Source organism: Streptomyces sp. NPDC096176, assembly GCF_044763255.1.
In the GTDB taxonomy this organism is placed as follows: domain Bacteria; phylum Actinomycetota; class Actinomycetes; order Streptomycetales; family Streptomycetaceae; genus Streptomyces.
In genome coordinates this window covers 1-1,310 of the sequence record NZ_JBIWFV010000037.1, presented here as the reverse complement: position 1 = coordinate 1,310, position 1,310 = coordinate 1, and the positions used below count along the sequence as shown (strand labels likewise).

The window sequence follows — 1,310 nt, the reverse complement described above, 5'->3', positions numbered from 1 at the left end:
GAATCAACGCGCATCTCCAGCAGCACGAGCACCACAACCCGGCGGTCTGAAAATCGCTGGATACACGGGCAGTCCAGGCGAAAACGACCTCTGAGAGGTCGTTTTCACCTTGGGTGCGGTTCTCTGGGATGGTTTGTTCTGCCCATCGATGTGTTGCTGGTGAGGCTGTGGTGGCGGCTCTGCGTGCTGAGGCTGGCGGTGTGATGAACGGGGCGGTGTGCTGCTTGCGCCTGTCTCATTCCAGGACGCCCGAGTCTGTCCCGTGCTTCGACGCGGCAGGTTGCACGCCTGGGCGCACGCCCCCGGACGGCGGTATGCCCAGGTCATGACGGAACGTCGTGCGTATCCAAGTGATCTGTCCGATGCGCGCTGGGAGTTGATCGAGCCGGTGCTGTCCGCCTGGCGCTTCGAACGCCGCGGTCGGGCTCTGGATTTTGGCCGGCCTCCACGGCATGACCTGCGCGAGATCATGAACGCGATCCTCTATGTGGACCGCACCGGCTGCCAGTGGGCCTACCTCCCGCACGACTTCCCGCCGCATCAGAGCGTCTACGGCTACTTCGCCAGATGGCAAAAGGATGGTGTCTTCGCCCAGCTCAACGGCCTGCTGAGAGAGTTGGTGCGCCAGCAGGAAGGGAAGAGCCCCGAGCCCTCGGCCTGTGTGATTGACGCGCAGAGCGTCAAGACCTCCACCTCCGTCCCAGCCAAGAGCCAGGGCATCGACGCGGGCAAGAAGATCGTGGGCCGCAAACGCAGCATCATCACCGACACCCTCGGCCTGCTGCTGGCGGTGCTGGTCACGGCGGCGAGCGTCCAGGACTCGACCGCCGGCCGCACGCTCCTGGACCAGGCCGCCGCTGACCATCCTGGCCTGCGCAAGGTCTGGGTCGACGGCGGCTACCGCAGGCACTTCGTCGAGCACGCCGCCACTCTCGGCATCGACCTCGAGGTCGTCCAACGCATGCCCGGCGCCAAAGGGTTCACCCCCATCCCGAAACGCTGGGCAGTCGAGCGGACCTACGGCTGGCTCATGCTTCACCGCCGCCTGGCCCGCGACTACGAAACCCACCCCCACCGCTCCGAAGCCATGATCCAACTAGCCATGACCGACCTCGTGACCCGCCGACTCACCGGCGAGAACACCATCACCTGGCGCGACCCGACACCAGCACATCAAAGCCACATCCAGGGATGAAACAACAGGATGAAACGACCTCTTAGAGGTCGTTTTCGCCTGGACTGCCCGTGTATCCAGCGATTTTCAGACCGCCGGGTTGTGGTGCTCGTGCTGCTGGAGATGCGCGTTGATT

At 64.4% G+C, this 1,310-nt stretch carries 1 protein-coding gene; it reads left to right on the top strand.

Annotated features, from left to right (window positions below):
• Positions 1–325: 325 nt before the first annotated feature.
• Positions 326–1,195 carry an IS5 family transposase gene (locus ACIQ7Q_RS34945; RefSeq protein ID WP_403871510.1) on the top strand — a complete coding sequence of 290 codons (870 nt, stop codon included), beginning with the start codon at positions 326–328 and terminating at the stop codon, positions 1,193–1,195.
• The last annotated feature ends 115 nt before the right edge of the window (positions 1,196–1,310 follow it).